The organism is Solidesulfovibrio sp. (assembly GCF_029978005.1).
Taxonomy (GTDB): Bacteria; Desulfobacterota; Desulfovibrionia; order Desulfovibrionales; family Desulfovibrionaceae; genus Solidesulfovibrio.
This window is the reverse complement of the sequence record NZ_JARKOZ010000032.1, coordinates 49924-69291: the sequence shown is the minus strand read 5'-3', so window position 1 is coordinate 69291 and position 19368 is coordinate 49924. Positions and strand designations below refer to the sequence as shown.

Here is a 19368-nt window from a genome sequence, read left to right as displayed (position 1 = left end):
TGCCGCGCGCCATCCGGCCTCAGACCTCCCTGGTCCCGATGGCGCCCACGGAAATGTCGAGCTGGTCGCGCTCCTCGATCTTGTCGATGCGGCCGTCGCGAATCCAGACCACGCGGTCGGAGACGTTGAGCATCTTGTAGTCGTGGGTGGCGGAGATGACCGTGACCCCGCGCTGGCTGCTCAGGCGCTTGAGCAGCGCGATGATCTCCTCGCCGGTGGTCAGGTCCAGGTTGCCGGTGGGCTCGTCGGCCAGGACGATGGCCGGGGTGTTGGCCAGGGAGCGGGCGATGGCCACGCGCTGCTGCTGGCCGCCGGAGAGTTCCTGGGGCTTGTGGGCGTGTCGCTCGCGAAGCCCGACCAGGCCGAGGAGTTCCAGGCCCTTTTCCATGGCCTCGTCCTGGGGCGTGCCGGCGAAGGTCATGGGCAGGGTGACGTTTTCCAGCGCCGTCATGACCTGGATGAGGTTGAAGGTCTGGAAGATGTAGCCGATCTTGCGGTTGCGCAGCCAGGCCAGCTCGTAGGCGTCGAGCTGGGCGATGTCCACCTCGTCGATGAAGACCTTGCCGGAGCTCGGCTTGTCCAGGCCGCCGATCATGTTGAACAGCGTGGACTTGCCCGAGCCCGACGGCCCCATGATGGACAGGTACTCGCCGGCTTTTATGGTCAGGTCCACCCCGCGCAAGGCCGTGACGGTCTGCGCGCCCATGGTGAAGGTCTTGGCCACCCCGGCCACCCGGACGATGTTGTGCGTCTCGGCCATGCGCCGCGCTCCCCCCTGCATCACCGGCGATCGCGGCGGAGCATCCGCCGCGGCAGCGTCATTCCTGGGCCCGCATGGCTTCCACGGGCCGCATCCGGGCGGCCACCACGGCCGGATAGACCACGCCGAGCAGACTCAGGCCCGCGCCCACGGCCACGGACACGCCGAGCACCCGGCCAAGGCCAACCGGCCCGAGCCCGGCCGCGGCCGCGCCGCCGTAGCGCAAAAGTCCCACCATCACGGCCCCGGCCATGCCGCAAAACGCCCCGGCCACGGACCCGGCCAGCCCCTGCATGCCGGCTTCCAGCAGAAAAAGGCGCAAGATGAAACGGTCGAGGGCGCCCAGGCACTTCATGGTGCCGATTTCGCGGAAGCGTTCGGTGACGGCCATGAGCTGGGCGTTGACGATGCCGACCGTGCACACCAGAAGCGACAGCAGCACGATCCAGCGTTCCTTGGGGCCGGCCCCCAGGCGCGCCGCCTCCCCGGCCGCCCGTTCGGGCGGCGGGGCCACGGAGGACAGGTCGTAGCCGGCGTCGATGAGCGCCAGGCGCAGCTGCGGATCGCCCGTGGCCAGCACGCCCCGGGCCACCTCGGTTCCGGTCAGGATGAAGCTCAGAAAAGCCACGGCCAGCACCAGGCTCATCACCGTGACCATGGAGCGCAAAAAGCGCACCCGGATGCTCTTGAGGCTGATGGCCAGGGACATGCGAAACGGCAGCACCACCTGGCGGGCGATCTGCTTTCTGCCCCCGGGCACCCGAGCCAAGCCGTTGCGTTCCTGCCGCATGCCACATCCGTTCGCCGGCGCGCGGGCCGCCCGCTCTTGCGTATTACCGCGATTTCAAGCCCGATCTGTGACAGAAAGACCGTGCAATGCCAAGGCCGGGAAGGCGTCGCCCCGGCGGCGCGACTATTTCTTGGCCCGGCGCTTGGGAATCTCGATGCCGTATTTCTGGATCTTGTAGTTGAGCGCCCGGCGGCTGACGCCGAGCAGCGGCGCGGCGGCCTTCTGCACCCAGTTGCTCTGCTCCAGGGCGCGCACGATGGCAGCCTTTTCGCTGGCGTCCAGGGACAGGGAATCCCCGGATCCGGCCGAGCGGTCCGGCCCCTTGCCGGCCAGGGGCAGCTGCAGATCCCCGGGGGCGAGAGTTCCATCGGAGCACAGCACCACCCCGGCCTCCAGGGCGTTTCGCAGCTGGCGCACGTTGCCCGGCCAGGGGTAGGCCATGAGGTAGGCCATGGTCTCGGGCGGCATGACGACGGGCGGCATGCCCTGGGCGGCGCAGAACTGGCGGTTGAAATGCTCGGCCAGGATCGGGATGTCCTCGCGCCGCTCGCGAAGCGGCGGCACGTTTATGGTCACGACCTTGAGGCGATAGAGCAGGTCTTCGCGGAACACCCCCTCGGCCACCTGCTCGAAGATGTCGGCGTTGGTGGCGGCGATGACCCGGCAGTCGACCTGGATCTCGCGCACGTCGCCGATGCGGCGGATCTTGTGGTTTTCCAGGACGCGCAGGAGACGGATCTGCATCTCCATGGTGATGTTGCCGATCTCGTCGAGGAAGAGCGTGCCCTGGTGGGCCTGCTCGATGAGCCCCTTCTTGTCTTTGACGGCGTGGGTGAAGGAGCCCTTGACGTGGCCGAAGAGTTCGGATTCGAGGAGCCCGGCCGGGGTCGAGCCGCAGTCCACGGTGACCAGCGGGCCGTTCTTGCGGGGACTGCGACGGTGGACGAGGTTGGCCACCAGCTCCTTGCCCGTGCCGGACTCGCCGAGGATGAGCACGTTGACGTCGCGGGCGGCCACGCGGTCGATCATGGCGGCCAGGTCGCGCATGGCCTGGCTCTGGCCGACCAGGCCCGATTCGGCCATGTCCGGGGCGACCGGGGCCGGCGCGCCGGCGGCCTTGGCGAAGACCTCGGCCACGCGGGCCAGAAGCTCCTGGCCGTCGAAAGGCTTGGTCAGGTAGTCCACGGCCCCGTGCTTGATGGCCTCCACGGCCCCGGAAATGCTGCCGTGGGCGGTGAGAAAAATGATGGGCAGGCGCAGGCCCCGGCGCTCCATCTCCTCGAGCAGGCGCATGCCGTCCATGCCGGGCATGCGGATGTCGGAGATGACCAGACGCACGGGGCGCGTGGCCAGCACGTGCAGGGCCTCCGCCCCGTCGCCGGCCGTGACCACGTCGTAGCCGGCCGAAACGAGCCGCACTTCCAGAACTTCGAGGATGTGCGGGTCGTCGTCGACGGCCAGGATGGTCTTTCGCGTCTGGGCGGCGCTTTTCATGGGAATGGTGTCGCGCGGGGCGCGGCGGCGGTCAATTGTTGATCAGCCCTTTCTTTTTTTCCTGAATCTGCTGATGGATGGTTTCCAGGGCCCGGACCTGCTGCTGCACGCTTTTCCGCACCTGCTCCTCGCGCTCGGCGAGCTTTTTGGCGCACTCGCGCTCCAGGGCGGCCTTCTGCTCCCTGAGCGCGGCGGCCGGCTTGAGGTTTCGCAGGGCCGGCAGCAGGAAGCGCGGCTCCTCGCCGCTGCCGCCCGGGGGCGAGGCCTTGCTCCAGGCGTCGAACATCTCCATGGCGGCGGCCATCTCGGCGTCGGTGTTGGCCTGGGCGAGCTTGACCGCGGCCATGGCGAAAAGGGCCTTGCGCCGCACGGCCGGGTCGGGATCGGTGCCCGCGGCGGTGCGCCAAAGCCCCATGGCGCGCTTGACCTCGCCCGTGTCGAAGGAACACACGCCCTGGTCGTAGAGGCTGTTCCTGGTGGGCTCGCAGGCTGCCGAGACGGCCGTGGGCGCGGGGGCCTCGGCGACCTGCGGCGGGGTCGGCGGGACCGGCGGCGCGGCCGTCTCCCGCTTGGCGCAGCCGCAGGAAAGGATCACGAGCGCGGCGCACAGGCCGCAGGCCGCTTCACGCAACATCTTTTTTCTCATGTTTCGGGCCATGTCAGGCAGTTGTCCCATCCACGGGGATTGTAAAGTAAAACGTGCACCCTTTGCCGGCCAGACTCGACAGCCAGATGTTGCCGCCGTGGGCCTCGACGATGGTCTTGGCGATGGAGAGCCCCAGGCCGATGCCGTCGGTGGTCCGTTTGGTGCGCGCGCCCCGATAGTATTTGTTGAAGACGTGGGGCTGCTCCTCCTCGGGAATGCCGGGGCCTTCGTCGGTGATGCTGACGAGGAGCTTTTGCCCGCCGTCGGCCATTTCCAGGCCCACCAGCACGGTACGCTCGGGCGGAGAGAACTTTACGGCATTGCCGATGAGGTTATAGAGCGCCTGGCCGAGCAGCTCCCGGTCCCCGACCACGGAGACGATGTCGCGCCCCAGGCGCGGCGTCAAGCGGATGCCCTTGGCCTCGGCGGCCGGCGCGGCCTTTTCCAGGGTTTCCAGGACCAGCTTGGCCGGATCGAAGGTCACGGGCGCAAGGTCCACGATCTGGGAGGCCATGCTCGACACCTTGAGCAGACTCGTGAGCATGGCCGAGATGCGCTGGAGCTCGTCGCTGGCGATGTCGAGGAAGCGCTTCTGGCGCTCGTTGACCTCGCCGAGCACCCGCTCGCGCATGAGGTTGACGGACTCGCGGATGGAGGTCAGCGGCGTGCGGATCTCGTGGCTGACCATGTCGATGAAGTCCGCCCGCATGCGCTCCTCCTCCTTGAGGCGGGAGGTCATGTCGTTAAACGCCGCGGCCAGCTCCCCGAGCTCGTCCTTGGTGAGCACGCGGATGGGTTCGAGCCGCCCGTCGCGGGTGTAGGCCCGAATGCCCCGGCGCAGCTCGCGAAGCGGCCGGCGCAGGGAATAGGTCAGGTAGAGGATGCCGAGAAGCCCGAGGCCGATGGACACGGTCAGGCCCGTCACGCCTCGGTTGACGGCCACTTCGCTGATGCGGAAAAGCTCGCGCATGCCCGATTCCAGCACGCGTTCGTTGTCCTGGCGGGCGCTGACCACGATGCGCATCCATTTGTTGAGCGTCTCCTGGTCGATCCAGGGCTCGCCGCCCAGAGCCTTGCCCTGGGCCAACTCCGGAAAGGCGGCCCTGAATTCGGCGTGGAGCTCCTCCCAGACGGAAAAGCTCTCGTAGCGGAACCAGAGGATGCTCCAGATGGCGTTTTTGTATTCGTTGAGCGCGGCCAGGAAGTTCTTCTTGTATTCCTCGGAATGGACGATCTCGTACTTCTTCTGGTTCTCCTCCATGGCCAGCAGGCTGTCTACCAGGCGCTGGGAGATGGAGAGGACTTCGAAGCGCACCTTGACGATGTCGCGCGAGATGTTGACCGATTCCTTGATATAGATCAGCAGCGTGGACGTGGTGAAATAGGCGACGACCAATATGCCGATGTAGACCGCCAGCATCTTGAACAGGATGCCGTACTGCTTGATGGGTCTTCGGTACAGATACATGGCGGTCGCCGGTCCACGGCGAGGAGGGTACGCATCTGGCCGGGAAAGGCCGGCCGCCGCGCCGCCCCGGGCCTACTTGGCGGCGAAGATTTCCTGTTCCAGGGCGTGGGGCCGCCGGATGTTGGTCAGCACCAGCCGCTGGCTGCTCGACGCGGTCAGGATGATCTTGCCGTAGCCGAGCAGGCCGCCGAAAAGCCCGGGCTCGCACTTGACGGACTCGACCTTGGTGACGTCCAGGGAAAAGGTGCCGAACAGCGCATCGTCGCACAGCAGGCGCTTGTCCGTCACCCCCACCCGCAGGGTGAAGAAGGAAAAGAGCCGGGTCAGGGCGAGCAGGGTCAGGATGATGAAAAAGACGTAACGGAAAAGCCACACCGCCGCGGCGATGATCTTGGGCAGAAACTTCTCCAGCTCTTCCGGCACCTTGAACTGGGCCAGAGCGGTCAGGGCCGGGCCGCTCGACCACACGGCCAGGGCCAGGGCGAACAGGATCGCGGCCTTGGCCAGCACCACCCAGTGCTTGCCGGTCCTGTAGCGAATGTCCTCACCCTCGAAGACGAGGCCGTTTAAGCTCATTGCATCCCACTCCCCGCGCCCTAGCAAAGCGGCGACAATCGACGGCCTTAACCGAAAACGGCGCGTTAGGCAAAGCCTTCCTCACCGCCCGGACCAGCCGTGCCCCACGGCCAGTCCCCAGGCGGCCAGGCAGACGAGGACGGTGCATCCGCCAAGGGCCGCCTGGACGAGGGGTCCGGGCCGTCCCGCCCGGCACAGTCGCCGCCCGGCGGCCAGCCCCAGGGCCGCGCCGCACAGGAAGCCGAAGAAATGCCCGGCCAGGTCCACCTGGCCCGTGGTTTCCTCGGAACCGGCCCCCAGCATGGCCAGCAGCATGAGCACGGCCCCGGCGGCCAGAAACCGCCTGGTCGAGACCTCGGCGCAATACCCGGACAGGCGCACGCCGCCAAGAACCCCGAGCGCCCCGAAGACGGCCGTGGACGCGCCCAGGAAATGCAGGCCCGGTCCCTGGACCATGACCTTGAGCAGGTTGCCGCCGACGCCGGCCGCGACCGTGAGCGCAAACCCCAGGCCCAGACCCGTCTCCCGGCACAGCAGGCCGAGAAAAAGCGCGGCGCAGGCGGCGTTGCCGAAAAGGTGCGCCGGATCGGCGTGGAGCCACAGCGAGGTCAGGGCGCGCCACCACTCCCCGGCCAGCATGGCCGAGGAATCCCCGGCCCCGACGGTCCGCCAGGACACGCGGCGGCCGAAAAGGACGGCCTCGCCGAGCAGAAAGCCCCACAGGCCGGCCACCACGCCCATGACGGCCAGGACCGCCGGGGTGACGGAGGGTCGCAAGGGCTGCGCCTCGGGATCGGGCAGGGGGCGGTTTTCGCGCTCGGCGGCGTAGGCGGCGATCTCCTCCAGGGCCTCGGCCATGCGCCGCCTGGGCACGAAAAGCCGCCAGCCGGAGCCGGAGCGGCGCACCACATGGGGCACCCCCCGGGCCGAGAGCACGTAGGTCCAGTCGCGGGCGCGGATTTCCGTGGCCGTGGCCTCGGGGTCGCCGAGGAGCTCCGGAGTGAGGTCGTAAAGAGCCGGCCGCGGCCAGAGTCGGGCCCGGCGAGGCGAGGGAAAGGGCTCAACGGGCATGGGCCACGCCCGAAAACGGAAGCAAGCAAGGAACAAGCGTCGTCATGGCGGCATGGTACGACGGAGGGGCGGCCGGGCGCAATGCCGCGATGCGGCCCGCCCCTTGCCGCCGCGCCGGCGATTTTGCTACACGGGCGGCATGAACAGAGAACGCCGCCAATTCTATTCGACCTTCCTGCTCCTCATCCTGGCCGGGTCGCTGACCCTGGCCTACATCGTGCTGCGGCCCTTCGTGGACATCCTCATCATCGGGGTGGTCCTGGCCGCGCTGTTCCGGCCCGTGCAGCGCAAGATCGACGCGCTGTGCGGCCACCGCACCACCCTGGCCGCGCTGATCACCACCGGGCTCATCTTTTCCTGCCTCATCATTCCGGTCTTCCTCTTCCTGGGGGCGCTGCTCGCCCAGGGCGTCCAGTCCGTCAACGCGCTCCAGGCCAAGCTGACCACCCTCGACTTCAACGCGCTCTTCAGCCACGACGCCGTCGCGCCCTACCTGTCCTGGGTCCAGGAACACCTGCCCTTCCTGGACATCAATAAGCTCGCGCTGCAGGCCAACCTGCTGTCGCTGTCCAAAAACGCCGGACAGATCCTCCTCGACAGCGGCACCACTGTCATCGGCAACGTGTTCGTGCTGACCATGAACTTCATCATCCTCATCTTCGTGCTCTTCTTCCTCATCCGCGACGGCGAGGCCATGCTCGGCTACGCCCGCTACCTCCTGCCGCTGTCCACGGACCAGGAAAACCGCATCTTCCGCCAGCTCGACGACGTGGCCAAGTCCGTGATCCTCGGCGCTTTCGTCATCGCCCTGGCCCAGGGCGCGGCCGGCGGGCTCGGGCTTTTCATCGTGGGCGTGCAGCCCTTCTTCTGGGGCTGCATGATGGGCTTCGCCTCGCTCATTCCTGTCGTGGGCACGGCCATCATCTGGTTGCCCGTGTCCATCTACCTCATGCTCACGGGCCAGTGGCAGTGGGGCCTTTTCCTCATCGGCTGGGGGGCGGTGGTGGTGTCGAGCATCGACTCCATCATACGGCCGATCCTCATGCAAAACCGCTCCAAGATGTCCACGTTCTGGGTGTTTCTCTCCATCATCGGCGGCATCAAGTTCTTCGGGGCCCTGGGCATCCTCTACGGGCCGCTGGTGCTGGGCTTCGCCATGGTCATGCTCACGCTTTACGGCGAGGACTACCGCCACGTGCTGGAGGAGCGAAACCTCATCGCCGCGCCGAACCAGGAGCCGCCCGCGCCCCAGGCATGAAAAAGGCCCCGCGCGGGCGGGGCCTTGGAGAACCGTCCCGGGGAGCCCTGGCGGGCTCCCCGGACGTCAGACGGGACACTGCACTTCTTTGGTCGATCCCGGCCCGGCCAGCGGACGGAAACACTTCTTGCCGCCGCCGCAGATCGGACACTTCCACCCCTCGGGCAGATCGGCGAAGGACGTTCCCGCAGGAATCTTGCCCTTGCGGTCGCCTTTGTCCGGATCGTAGATGTAGCCGCAATTGGTGGTCTGGCACTGCCACATTTCTTCGGGCGCCGCCATGCTCGCTCCTTTTCCGTCTTCGGTCGATGCGGCCGGAAATCAGTCGACCTTGAAGAACGCCTTGGCCAGGGCCTGGCAGACCGGGCACTTGTCCGGGGCCGCGCCGGCCACGGTGTAGCCGCACACCGAGCAGACGTACCAGTCCTTATCCGGGTAGCCGGCGACATCCTTGGCCGCCTCGGCGTACAGGTTGGCGTGGAGTTCCTCCACGGCGTTGGCGAAGGTGAAGCCGCGCTCGGCTGCCTTCTCGCCCTCGGCCTTGGCGTCGGCGATCATGCCCGGGTACATGCTCTTGAATTCGTGGGTCTCGCCGGCGATGGCGTCCTGCAGGTTCGCGGCCGTGTCGCCGATGCCGCCCATGTTGCGCAGGTGGCTGTGGGCGTGGACGGTCTCGGCGGCGGCGGCGGCCTTGAAGAGCTTGGCCACGCCGATGTGGCCTTCCTTCTCGGCCTGGGCGGCGTAGGCGAGGTACTTGCGGTTGGCCTGGGATTCGCCGGCGAACGCTTCCTTGAGATGTTCCAGGGTCTTGCTCATTTCGTGTGGCTCCTTTGGTTTTGTTGCGGTTTTGCCGCCTGCATGCGGCCAAGACAGGCGCGGCACACGCCGCGCACCAAAATCTGCGCGTCGCGGGGAACGCCCCACGCGGCGACCGACGGCGGCAAATCGTCCAAGGCCGCCCCCGGCATGGTGAAATCCTCAATGCCGCCGCACGACAGGCACACCAGATGGTGGTGCGGCGTCACATCACCGTCGAAACGCCCCTCCTCGCCCGCCCCCGGCACCCGGCTGACCAGCCCCCGCTGCTCCAGGGAAGCCAGGGTGCGGTAGACCGTGTCCAGGGAAATGGCCGGCGCGGCCTCGCGAACCCGTCGCCAGACCGCTTCGGCCGAGGGATGGTCCCTTGCCGTGGTCATGGCCTTGTACACCAGATAGCGCTGGGTGGTAAACTTGAGGCCGCTTTGGGCGAAAAGTTCCTTGAGCGTTTCCATCGACATAGTTTTTATTCCTAGTTGCTGTTGATTCCTATTTAGAGAACACGGCCCGGCCCGTCAACACTTTTTTTCATTTTCCCGTCTCATCGCCACCAGGCCCGGCCGGCGCGCCACAGGCCGTCCAGGCCCAGGGGGCGGCCGCGGGCGCTTTTGCGGGCCAGGTAGACGAAGAGGTAGGCCGCGGCCAGAGCGTCGGCGCGGGCGTCGTGGGCGGCGAATTGCGGCAGGCCGAAGCGCCGGCACAGGGCCGGCAGGGTGTAGTCCAGGCTTTCGGCCTCCCCTGCCCTGCCCCCGGCCGCCAGGCGTTTTTCCTCGAAGGCCATGGCCAGGCGCAGGGTGTCGATGCAGGGGGCCTCGAGGGGGCCGCCCAGGCGGCGGCGGCTGGCGGCGTTTAAAAATCCCATGTCCAGATCGACGTGGTGGCCGACGATGATGGCGTCGCCCAGAAAATGCAGAAACCGCTCCAGGACCTCGGCCTCGCCGGGGGCCTCCTCGAGGCCGGCGGCGGTGAGGCGATGGACCAGGGAGGCGTCGCGGGGCACGTCGCCTTGCGGACGAACCAGGGAATAAAAGGATTGGCCGGGCAGGATCTCCAGCCCCGAAAGACGCACCGCGCCGATGGAGACCAGGGCGTGGCGGCGCGGGTCGAAGCCGGTGAGTTCCGTGTCCAGCACCACGAAGGCGCAGGCGTCGAGGAGCGCCCGGGGATCGCGGCCGGCCTGGGCCGCCCGGTGCGCGGCCAGGGCCGGGGCCAGGGGAACGCCCTCCCCGTCCGGGACCCGACGCCGCAGCAGGCGGTCAAGCAGGCCCATGTTCGCCCTCCTTAACGTCAAGGCGCGCCAAAAGGGCCAGGCGCAGGTCCTCCACGGCGGCGAAAGCGGCCCGCAGGGCATGACGGCGGCGCGGCGAGAGCGTACCCGGGGCAAGCGGCGCTTCCTCGCGGCCGCTCGATTCCCGGCCGGTCAGCAGGGCCTGGAGCCGCTCGGACTGGAAAAAGGCGAAGGCCTCCACGGCCCGGGCGGCCGTCGCGGCCGGAACGACGCCGAGGCTTCCCAGGGCGTTGAGACGAAAAACAGTGCCGGTCGGCGCAACACACCAGACCAGGGCCGAAAGCCTGGCCAGAGCCGTCACCGGACGCGAACCCCGGGCCAGGACGTCCAGCGCCTCGCACGAGCCGCCGTCGCGCTCCATGAGCCGGCCCCGGTAGACGCCAAGCGGCGCGGGACGGGAAGCGGCGGCCCGCAGCCAGGACGCGGCCAGGCCGAAGGGAAAGACCTCCCCCGTCGCCACGGCAGGCGCAGGGCCGGCCTCGTCCCGGCCGCCCAGGGGCCGGGCGTCGAAGCCTTCGAGGGAGGCTTCGTGGTCCAGGGGATCGCCGTCCAGGGCGAAACCTTCCAAGGGAACAAGAGCGCGCGGGTCGCCAAGGACCAGATGGGAACCGGGCGCGCGCAGGCCAAGGGCGGCCAGTTCCTCGCCGAGCATGGGCAAGAGCGCTTGCAGATAGGTCCGGGCCGCCCGGCCGACGATGGGGTCGCCGCCGTCGTCCGGCACGGCGGCAAGGGACAGGCCGGTTCCGGGCAGCATCTCCCGCCGGCCGGCCGCGCCGAGCAGCAGCCAGCGACAGGGCGCGGGCGACGGGCCGCAACGCTTTTCCAGAAGCGCAAGCAGCCGGGCGAGGACCTGTTCGGCCAGAAGCGTCACGATGCCGGAGACGGCGGCCGCCGGCGCACCCCGGGCGACCAGGGAGGCGGCCAGGGGCCGCAGCCCCTGGCTTATGGCGCGCAGGTCCGTGGCGTCCCCCGCCCGCCTGGCCGCGCGCAAAAGGGCCATGGGCGAGCGGCCGTGGGCCAGGAGCAGGTCGCTGGCCGTGACCATGCCCGCCGGCTCCCCGTCGCGGGTCACGAGCAGGTGGCGGATGCCCGAGCCGGTCATGGACAGGAGGGCCTCGAAACAGGGCGTTTTGGCCTCGATGGCGGCGACCGGGGCGGACATGAGGGTCTCGACCGTCGCGTCGAGCGCCATGCCGGTGGCCACGGCCCGGCGCAGATCCCGGTCGGTGACGATGCCGATGACCGCGCCGCCGGCCTCGCGCACGAGGACCGAACCCACCTGGCCGGCCTCCATGACCCGGGCCGCCCGGCGCAGGTCCGGGCCCCGGGGCACGTCCGCCAGCCCGCGCGAGGCCACCTCCCCGGCCAGGCGGGTGAAGAGATAGTCGCCGTCGGAGGGGTCGGGACAGCCCGTGGGGCCGGCCGGCTGGGCATCCCGGGCGGCCGGGGACAGGGCGTCGGCGAAGTAGCCGGCGACGAAGGGCTGGCGGCGGCAGACCGCGACGAACACCTCCCGGGGCAGGCGCACCAGGAAGGTGTCCTCCAGGGCCGTCGCTTCCCAGCCTTCGCCGTCCTGCCCGTTTCCGAGGTCGCAGGTTTGGCCGAAGCACTCGCCCTCGCCGCGCACGTCGTCGCGGCCGGGGAGGTCCCCCGGCCGGCGCAGCCGCACACCGCCGCGCTGGACGCAACAGACGAAATCCCGGCCCACGGGCACGGCCTCGCCGGCAAGGTACAGGGACACCCGGCCGGCGGCGGCCAGGGCGGCCAGATCCAGGGACGGCAGCCGGTCGAAGGGCGGCACGCCGGCCAGGAAGGCCTGCACGGTTTCCGGTTGCTGCGATGGGTCGCTCGCGCGCATGACTCCTCCGTCAGGTGAGATAGGCCAATCCGAAATGGTGTTCGAGGACGGCGGCCAGTTCGGCCACGGCGTGAAGGGCTTGGCGCAGGGCCTCGCGGTCCGTGACCGGCAGGGCGTCCCGTTCGATCAGGTTGTCCGGAGCGCGCCCCGCCGCCAGGGCCCGGGCCTGGGCACGCAGGCGAAGGCCCTGGACGCAGGCGAAGGCGCGCGTCAGGCGCGCGCCAAGCTCCCCGCCCACGAGCCCCCGCCGGACGAGCCCGTCCAGGCGCTCCACGGTCCCGGTCTCGGTGAGGCCGGCCTCCAGGGCCAGGGCCTTGACGCCAAGGGCCAGGGGATAGACGGCGGCGCGCTTGAGGTCGAGGGACGTGTGATTTTTGCCGAACCCCGAAAACGGGCCGGGAAAGCCGGACTCGGGCGCGAAGCGCAGGGCCTCGCGCGCAAGGCCTCGCACGAGCAGCGGCGCATCGGCGGCATGGCGGCGCACCTGCCCGGCCAGGGCCTCGGCCAGGGCGGGATCGCCCCACACGGCCCGGACGTCGGCCAGGAGCGAAACGAGGAGCACGCCGCCGGCGTCCGGCCTGTCGGCGGCGGCGTCCAGGGCCTCGCGCCACTCCCGAAGCGTCCTTCGCCACTCGGGCGTGGCGGCCATGATGCCCTTGGGGCACGGCGGCAGGCCGGCGGCGGCAAGCACGTCGCGCAACCGCGCGGCGAAAGCGGTCCACGCCTCCCGGGCCTCGGGGGCATCGGCCGGGTCGGGGAGGATCAGGGCGTTGTCCTGGTCCGTGGCCAGAAACTGCTCGCCGCGCGCCTGGCTGCCGAGCGCCGCCAGGCAGAAGCCGCCCGGCGGCCTGTCCCGGGCCAGGACGGCCGCCCGGGCCAGCAATCCGTCGTAGAGCGCGGCGGCGGCGCGCCCCGTGTCCAGGACGTCGCCGCTTTCCGCCCGGCCGGCCACGAAGGCGCGGACGCCCCGCGTCAGCCCGGCCAGCTCCCGAGCATCCCCCGCCCGCCCCAACGCCTCGGACAACTCCGACACGTCTTTATAATGCATTTCCTCGCCCATCTCCCCTCCTCCCCCCTTCCAGGGGGTCCGGGGGGGATGATCCCCCCCGGCAGGGTGGGTTCGGGAGGGGCGGTGCCCCTCCCGATTCCTACTCCGCGCCGACGCCGAGGTAGTTGCGGATCTGCTGGGCCTCGTAGAGGGAGCGGGCCTTGGCGTCGGGCACGAGCACCGAGCCCAGCCAGCCGACGAAGAAGGCGGCGGGCATGGAGATCAGCGCCGGGTTCGTCCAGGGGAAGATGGGCGCGGCGTTGCCGAACACGTCCACCCAGACCGTGGGCGAGAGCAGGATCAGGCCCACGGCGGTCACGGTGCCGGCGACGATGCTCGCGGCCGCGCCGAAGGTGCTCGTGCCCTTCCAGAGAATGGAGAGGATGAGCGCCGGGAAGTTGGCGCTGGCGGCGATGGCGAAGGCCAGACCCACCATGAAGGCCACGTTCTGGCCCTTGAAGGCCAGGCCCAGGAGAATGGCCGCCACGCCCAGGCCCACGGTCGCCCGCTTGGCCACCTTCATCTCGTCCTCCTCGGAGGAGTTCCCGCTGCGCCAGACGTTGGCGTAGAGGTCGTGGGACAGGGTCGTGGCCCCGGCCAGGGTGAGCCCGGCCACCACGGCCAGGATGGTGGCGAAGGCCACGGCGGCGATGAAGCCCAAAAACACCGTGCCGCCCGTGACCTCGGCCAGGAGCAAGGCCGCCATGTTGCCGCCGGCGTCCACCTTGGCCACGACGTCGCGGCCCACGAGCACCATGGCGGCGAAGCCGATGATGAAGGTCAGCACGTAGAAGTAGCCGATGAGCCCGGTGGCGTAGAACACGGATTTGCGCGCGGTCTTGGCGTCGGGCACGGTGTAGAAGCGCATGAGGATGTGGGGCAGGCCGGCCGTGCCGAACATGAGCGCGATGCCGAGCGACACGGCGTCCAGGGGATTGGCGACCAGGCCGCCGGGATTGAGCACCTTCTCGCCGTAGGTGGCGGCGGCGGCGCTAAAAAGCCCCACCACGTTGAAGCCGAATTTCGACAGGGCCATGAGCACCATGACCGTGGCCCCGGCCAGGAGCAGCACGGCTTTGATGATCTGCACCCAGGTGGTGGCCAGCATGCCGCCGAAGAGCACGTAGGCGATCATGACCGCGCCCACGGCGATGATGGCCGTCTCATAGGGCAGGCCGAACATCATCTTGATGAGCGAGCCCGAGCCCACCATCTGGGCGATCAGGTAGAAGCAGACGGTGAGAAGCGACCCCACCGAGGCGGCGATGCGGATGGGCTTCTGGGACAGGCGGTAGGCCACCACGTCGGCGAAGGTGTACTTGCCGAGGTTGCGCAGGGGCTCGGCCACGAGGAACATGATGATGGGCCAGCCCACGAGGAAGCCGATGGAGTAGATGAGGCCGTCGTAGCCCCTCAGCGAGACGAGGCCGGCGATGCCCAGAAACGAGGCGGCGGACATGTAGTCCCCGGCCAGGGCCAGGCCGTTTTGCCAGCCCGTGACCGAACGGCCGGCGGCGTAGAACTGGGAGGCTCCCCGGCTCTTCTTGGCGGCGTAGTAGGTGATGGCCAGGGTGCCCAGGATGAAGAAGAAGAAAAAGATGATGGAGGTGGCGTTGGGTTGCCCGATGGTGGTGGTGAAGGCGTTCATCCCCGGTTCTCCCGCATGGCGTGTTTGAGGTTGTCCACGGCGGCGTCGTAGTCGTCGTTGGCCCAGCGCACGTAGATGCCGGTGGCGAGCCAGGAGACGACGATGACGCCGAGGCCCACCGGAATGCCGAGGGTCAGGTGCTCGCCGACGCGGGCGGCGAAGAGGTCCGGCCGGAAGGCCAGAATGGCGACGAAGCCGTAGTAGACCGCCAGCATGAAGGCGGTCAGCGTCAGGGAGACGCCCCAGCGCTTGCGCACGAGCCGGGCGAATTCCGGCGTGCGTGTCGGGTCGTGGGTCGCGGTCGTGGTCATGGGTGGCTCCTGTCCGCCGGCGCATGGCCGGGCCGTGGTTGCCGGGCCGGGGACGGGGTCCCGGCCGGGATGGACCACGGGTAGCGCGGGCCGCGACGGGAAGGCCCGCGAATTTCGGCGAGCGGCGTCGGAAAACCCATGGATGGGGAAAGGGACCGACGGCGGCGACCGCGCCGTTTACCGGACGGGGGCCGCCGTTTGCCGGGGCAAACGGCCGGGCGGGAGGGGAGCCGGGGCTACAGGGGCAGTTCGAGCTGCCTGGGGCGGCGCTTTTCGGCGATCAGGCGCTTGAGCTTTTTGGGGGAGACGCCCACGCGGTAGGGCCAGATCGGGCAGACGTCGTGTTCGGTGCAGCGGCGCACGGCGTCGCGGTCGCCGACGGTGCAGCGCAGGCAAAACCGCCGCACCACCCGCACCACCCGCACGCGAAATCCCTCGGGGATCTCCTTCATGCGCAGGGGATGGAACGGGCAGCCCCGATCGGCGCAGGCGGCCACGAGGCTGCGCTGTCCGCCCATGCAGGCGGCCAGGCAGTAGCGGCGCACGGCCTCCAGGGGCGAAAGTGTCTTGCAGGCGTCGCCCTTTGGCATGGAACCTCGCGGGGATGGCGCGATGGGCCGCGCCGCGTTGCCCCTTCCATAGACCGGGCCGTGGCCGCTGGCAACAGCCGCGCGCCGGTTTTCGCCCCCTGGCCGGGACAGGAACGCGGCAAACCGGAAAATGGCGCACTGGATGCGCCACGTTTCTTGAAAAATCGTGATCTCCATAATCGTTTTGCAGCACGCCGGGCGTTCCATTGCCGCCGGACGCAAGGCCGGGCTCTTTCTTACATACACGAAACACTGCAATTCAGTGTCAGTGTCCTTGCATCTTTACAGTATCGCCCTTCCGGTTTACAAAAACACCACATTGTGAATGCGGATGCGAGCGCAGCATGCCCCGGGACGGTGTTCCGCGTGGCGATGCAAGACGGCTGCCGTCGTCTCCGGCCCTTCGCCGGCTCCGATCCGCGATGCAGCCAAAGGCGCCGGCCCCATGACGTACCCTTCCGCACCGCCACGACGCGCCTCGCCCCTCGGTCTTCGCGCCGCCCTCATGGGCCTGGTTCTTCTAGCCGTGCTGCCGGCCCTGGGACTGACGCTCCACCACGGCCTGGAACAACGGGCCAAGGCCCGCGACGAGGCCAGATCCGCCGCCGTCAACCGGGCGCTCACGCTCGCCGCCGGCCAGGAAAGGCACCTGGCCGCCGCCCTGCGACTGGTGGAGAGTCTGGCCGCGGCCACGGTAGTGCGGGTGGTGGACCCGCAGGGCTGTTCCCTGCTCTTTTCCCAGCTTCTGCGCCAATCCGGGGCGGGCGTGGCCAACATCCTGGCCGTGGCGGCGGGCGGGGAACGCATCGCCGAGGCGGCGGGCGGTTTCGGGGACGGCTTTCCCCCGGGGCGCACGCCCATGCAGACCGACACCTTCGCCGGGCGCGACTGGTTCCGGGCGGCCACGACGGAAAAGACCTGCCAGGCCGGCCCGTTCGCCCCTGCCCCGGACGGACGGCCCCTGGCCGTAGTCGCCTGTCCGTCCCTGGGCTGGGACGGCGAGGTCAAGGCCGTGGTGGCGGCGAGCCTGAGCCTGGACGCCCTGGCCGAAGCCGTGGCGGCCGCGCCGCCGCCGAAGGGCGGCGTGGTCGGCGTGCTCGTGCCCTCAGGTCGGCTCCTGGCCACGTTTCCAAGGCCCCTGCCCGCCGTGGGCACGGACATTTCCGGCACACCGCTCGGGCGGGCCGTCTCGGGCCACCGTTTCGGCAGCCTGGAGGCAATGGGCCTCGACGGCGAGGCCAAGCTGGTGGGGTTCTCCCGCTTCGCCCCGGACCGGCCGGACTCCCCGGTCGTCTTCGTGGAACGGCCCCTGGCCGAGGCCTACGCCGCCTCGCGCAAGCTCCTTCGCGACCAGGTGGCCTGGCTGGCCCTCGTCGGCCTGATCGGCCTCGGTGCGGCCTGGTTCTTCGGATCACGGCTCCTGGTGCGACCCATCGTCGCCCTGATGGAGGCGGCCGAAGCCATCGGCCGGGGCGAATTCGCCACGCGCCTGTCCGGCGCGTCTTCCATCCGGGAACTGTCCAGGCTCGACCAGGCCTTTGACGCCATGGCCGGGGAGCTCGAGGAGCGCGAACGGGCCCTGGCCGAAAAGACCGCCGCCCTGGAAAATTCCAACAAGGACCTGGAGCAGTTCGCCTACGTGGCCTCCCACGACCTCCAGGAGCCGCTGCGCAAGATCACGAGCTTCGCCGACCTGCTGGGCAAGCGCTGCGCCGGCCAGCTCGACGAGACCGGCGAACGCTACGTGGCCTACATGGTGGACGGGGCCAGGCGCATGAGCCAGCTCATCAACCACCTGCTGACCTATTCGCGCCTGGGCACGAGCAAGGCGGCCTTTGCGCCCATGGCCCTGGGCGACGCCCTGGACGTGGCCCTGGACAACCTGGAGCTGCCCCTGGCCGAGGCCGGGGCCGTGGTGACCCGCGAGGCCCTGCCCGAGGTGACGGCCGACGCCACGCAGATCGCCCAGCTCTTCCAGAACCTGGTGGGCAACGCCGTCAAGTACCGGGGCGAGGCCCCGCCCGAGATCCACGTCTCGGCCCGGCGCGACGGCGACGCCTGGACCGTGGCCGTGGCCGACAACGGCATGGGCATCGCGCCGCAGCACTTCGACCGGGTATTTCGGATGTTCCAGCGCCTGACCACGGCCAAGGAGCACGCCGGAGCCGGCATCGGCCTGGCCTTTTGCAAGCGCATCGTCGAACGCCACGGCGGGCGCATCTGGGTGGAATCCACGGCCGGCGCGGGCTCCACCTTTCTCTTCACCCTGCCGGACAGGGAGGCCGGCGCGCCATGAACGCCATGCCCGTGCGCATTCTGCTCATGGAGGACGACCCCGGCGACGTGGAACTCATTCTGGAGGCCCTGCGCGGCTTTCGGGCCGCTCTTTCCGTGGACCGGGTGGGCGACGGCGAGGAAGGCATGCGCTTCCTGCGCCGCCAGGGCGAGCACGCCGGCGCCGCCCGGCCGGACCTCATCCTCCTCGACCTCAACATGCCGCGCATGGACGGCCGGGAGGTGCTCTCGGAGGTCAAGGGCGACGCCGGGCTGCGCTCCATTCCCGTGCTGGTGCTGACCACCTCCGACGCCGCAACCGACATCGCGGCCAGCTACGACCTCGGGGCCAACTGCTTCCTGAAAAAACCCCTGGGACTGGACGAATTCCTGGTCATGATGCGCCGGGTGGAGGAATTCTGGCTGTCGCTGGCCAAGCTGCCGCCACACCCGCACGCCGTGGAGGGCCGGACATGACCCTTCGCATCACCCTCATCGAGGACGACTACGGCGACGCGGAACTGGTGCGGGCCTACCTGGAGGACGGCGCGGACGCTCCCTTCGACCTGCGCCACGCCCCCCTGCTCGAAAGCGGCGTCGAACTCCTGGCCGACGGCGGCGCGGACGTGGTGCTGCTCGACCTCAACCTGCCGGATTCCACGGGCCTGACCACCTTCACCTCGGTGCGGGCCGGCTTTCCGGACCTGCCCATCATCGTGCTCTCCGGGCTCGACGACCGGGAGATCTCCACCATGGCCGTGCGCGAGGGGGCGCAGGACTTCCTGGTCAAGGGCGGCTTCGACGGCCAGGGGCTTTTCCGGGCCATCCTCCACGCCATCGAGCGCCACCAGCTCTACAAGCAACTCGTGGGCGCGGCCCTGTCCGACGAGCTGACCGGCCTTTTCAACCGCCGGGGCTTCCTCACCCTGGCCGAACAGATGTTCAAGTCCGCCCGCCGCCTGGCCCGGGGCGCATTTTTGCTCTACGTGGACCTCGACGGCATGAAGATCGTCAACGACACCCTGGGCCACCGCGAGGGCGACCGGATGCTCGGGGACATGGCCGCGCTCTTGCGCGAGACCTTCCGGGAATCCGACGTCGTGGCCCGGCTCGGCGGCGACGAATTCGCCGTGTTCGGCCTCGAGGACGCGCCCCACGAGGCCGTGGAGCCCAAGGAGCGCCTGCTGGCCCGCATGAAGGCCTTCAACGCCTCGGGCAGGCGGCCCTACGCCATCGCGGCGAGCATTGGCCTGTCCTGCCTGGACATCGACTGCGCCGGCAGTCTGGCCGAGCTCGTCAGTTGCGCCGACGCGCGCATGTACGAGGAAAAACGCACCCGCTCGCGCCGGTCCGGGCCGCGACCGGCCGCGCCGCCCGGCTGCCTGCCGCCCCGGGAGGAGCGTCGGGACAAGGAGGGCGACGCGACCGGCCCCGCCATCCCCAGGGCTCCTGGAACCGTGCGCATCGCCTGA

The 19368-nt window shown here is 69.4% G+C and carries 20 protein-coding genes; 4 read left to right on the top strand and 16 right to left on the bottom strand.

Features of this window, described 5'->3' with window-relative positions; genetic code table 11:
- Positions 1-19: 19 nt before the first annotated feature.
- The 7 genes from Q1K70_RS03310 to Q1K70_RS03280 form a co-directional block, all read right to left on the bottom strand.
- Positions 20-760, bottom strand: a complete 741-nt coding sequence (locus Q1K70_RS03310) for an ABC transporter ATP-binding protein (RefSeq protein ID WP_300155709.1) — start codon at positions 758-760, stop codon at positions 20-22.
- 58 nt (positions 761-818) lie between these two features.
- Positions 819-1550, bottom strand: coding sequence for an FtsX-like permease family protein (locus Q1K70_RS03305; RefSeq protein ID WP_300155707.1), 732 nt, complete (start codon positions 1548-1550; stop codon positions 819-821).
- Between the two features lie 123 nt (positions 1551-1673).
- Positions 1674-3044, bottom strand: a complete 1371-nt coding sequence (locus tag Q1K70_RS03300) for a sigma-54 dependent transcriptional regulator (RefSeq protein ID WP_300155705.1) — start codon at positions 3042-3044, stop codon at positions 1674-1676.
- Between the two features lie 31 nt (positions 3045-3075).
- Positions 3076-3690, bottom strand: a complete 615-nt coding sequence (locus Q1K70_RS03295; protein ID WP_300155703.1) for a hypothetical protein — start codon at positions 3688-3690, stop codon at positions 3076-3078.
- Between the two features lie 13 nt (positions 3691-3703).
- Positions 3704-5158 (bottom strand): HAMP domain-containing sensor histidine kinase, encoded by a 1455-nt coding sequence (locus Q1K70_RS03290; RefSeq protein ID WP_300155701.1) that lies wholly within the window; start codon positions 5156-5158, stop codon positions 3704-3706.
- Between the two features lie 72 nt (positions 5159-5230).
- On the bottom strand, positions 5231-5734 hold the full coding sequence (locus Q1K70_RS03285; protein ID WP_300155699.1) for a PH domain-containing protein: 504 nt from the start codon (positions 5732-5734) through the stop codon (positions 5231-5233).
- Between the two features lie 81 nt (positions 5735-5815).
- On the bottom strand, positions 5816-6805 hold the full coding sequence (locus tag Q1K70_RS03280) for a rhomboid family intramembrane serine protease (protein ID WP_300155697.1): 990 nt from the start codon (positions 6803-6805) through the stop codon (positions 5816-5818).
- A gap of 139 nt (positions 6806-6944) precedes the next feature.
- On the opposite strand from Q1K70_RS03280, the gene Q1K70_RS03275 reads away from it, so the two are divergent.
- Positions 6945-8063 (top strand): AI-2E family transporter, encoded by a 1119-nt coding sequence (locus Q1K70_RS03275; protein WP_300155695.1) that lies wholly within the window; start codon positions 6945-6947, stop codon positions 8061-8063.
- A 66-nt stretch (positions 8064-8129) separates the two neighbouring features.
- Here Q1K70_RS03275 and Q1K70_RS03270 read toward each other — a convergent pair whose 3' ends face one another.
- From Q1K70_RS03270 to Q1K70_RS03230, 9 genes are all read right to left on the bottom strand, one after another.
- A complete protein-coding gene (locus Q1K70_RS03270) occupies positions 8130-8345 on the bottom strand; it encodes a rubredoxin (protein WP_300155694.1) in 216 nt (71 codons plus the stop codon).
- A 39-nt stretch (positions 8346-8384) separates the two neighbouring features.
- A complete protein-coding gene (locus tag Q1K70_RS03265) occupies positions 8385-8879 on the bottom strand; it encodes a rubrerythrin family protein (RefSeq protein WP_300155692.1) in 495 nt (164 codons plus the stop codon).
- Positions 8876-9340 (bottom strand): transcriptional repressor, encoded by a 465-nt coding sequence (locus tag Q1K70_RS03260; RefSeq protein WP_300155690.1) that lies wholly within the window; start codon positions 9338-9340, stop codon positions 8876-8878. The genes Q1K70_RS03265 and Q1K70_RS03260 overlap by 4 nt, the downstream gene beginning before the upstream one ends.
- An 80-nt stretch (positions 9341-9420) precedes the next feature.
- A complete protein-coding gene (locus tag Q1K70_RS03255) occupies positions 9421-10149 on the bottom strand; it encodes a 3'-5' exonuclease (RefSeq protein ID WP_300155688.1) in 729 nt (242 codons plus the stop codon).
- Positions 10136-12025 (bottom strand): putative nucleotidyltransferase substrate binding domain-containing protein, encoded by a 1890-nt coding sequence (locus Q1K70_RS03250; protein WP_300155686.1) that lies wholly within the window; start codon positions 12023-12025, stop codon positions 10136-10138. Before Q1K70_RS03250 ends, Q1K70_RS03255 begins: the two co-directional genes overlap by 14 nt.
- Positions 12026-12035: 10 nt before the next feature.
- Positions 12036-13085 (bottom strand): putative nucleotidyltransferase substrate binding domain-containing protein, encoded by a 1050-nt coding sequence (locus tag Q1K70_RS03245; protein WP_300155684.1) that lies wholly within the window; start codon positions 13083-13085, stop codon positions 12036-12038.
- 88 nt (positions 13086-13173) lie between these two features.
- Entirely contained in the window at positions 13174-14721 is a 1548-nt protein-coding gene (locus Q1K70_RS03240; protein ID WP_300155681.1) for a sodium/solute symporter, read from the bottom strand.
- The gene (locus tag Q1K70_RS03235) at positions 14718-15032 is read right to left on the bottom strand and encodes a DUF485 domain-containing protein (RefSeq protein WP_300155679.1); all 315 of its coding nucleotides are present in this window, start codon (positions 15030-15032) and stop codon (positions 14718-14720) included. The genes Q1K70_RS03240 and Q1K70_RS03235 overlap by 4 nt, the downstream gene beginning before the upstream one ends.
- 236 nt (positions 15033-15268) lie before the next feature.
- Positions 15269-15622 carry a hypothetical protein gene (locus Q1K70_RS03230; RefSeq protein WP_300155676.1) on the bottom strand — a complete coding sequence of 118 codons (354 nt, stop codon included), beginning with the start codon at positions 15620-15622 and terminating at the stop codon, positions 15269-15271.
- A 445-nt stretch (positions 15623-16067) separates the two neighbouring features.
- On the opposite strand from Q1K70_RS03230, the gene Q1K70_RS03225 reads away from it, so the two are divergent.
- Genes Q1K70_RS03225 through Q1K70_RS03215 form a run of 3 tightly spaced genes read left to right on the top strand, consistent with a single transcriptional unit; the run spans position 16068 to position 19368 of the window.
- Complete coding sequence (locus tag Q1K70_RS03225; protein ID WP_300155673.1) at positions 16068-17918, top strand: ATP-binding protein; 1851 nt, start codon at positions 16068-16070, stop codon at positions 17916-17918.
- On the top strand, positions 17915-18373 hold the full coding sequence (locus Q1K70_RS03220) for a response regulator (protein WP_300155671.1): 459 nt from the start codon (positions 17915-17917) through the stop codon (positions 18371-18373). The genes Q1K70_RS03225 and Q1K70_RS03220 overlap by 4 nt, the downstream gene beginning before the upstream one ends.
- Entirely contained in the window at positions 18370-19368 is a 999-nt protein-coding gene (locus Q1K70_RS03215) for a GGDEF domain-containing response regulator (RefSeq protein WP_300155668.1), read from the top strand. The genes Q1K70_RS03220 and Q1K70_RS03215 overlap by 4 nt, the downstream gene beginning before the upstream one ends.